The following is a 228-nucleotide window of genomic DNA, read 5'->3' as shown; positions in this document are numbered from 1 at the left end:
AGCTAATGCGCCGCGTGTTCTTCCTGCAGTCCCATTCGAAACCGTCTTTCCGTGTTTCACCAGGAGGTGAATCAATCTATTCGGTATTAGCACCGGTTTCCCGGTGTTATCCCGATCTGCAGGGCAGGATGCCCACGTGTTACTCACCCGTCCGCCGCAAAACCAATGGAGCAAGCTCCAAAGGTACCGCTCGACTTGCATGTATTAGGCACGCCGCCAGCGTACGTC

1 rRNA gene is annotated in these 228 nt (G+C 55.3%); it reads right to left on the bottom strand.

Annotated features, from left to right (window positions below):
- Window positions 1–228, bottom strand: a 16S ribosomal RNA gene (locus AC2Q9J_RS18605); the annotation flags it as partial.

Source organism: Planococcus sp. RAB007_Raresut (assembly GCF_057369535.1).
Note: the sequence above shows the minus strand (reverse complement) of the source record. Positions and strands in the feature narration are given on the sequence as shown.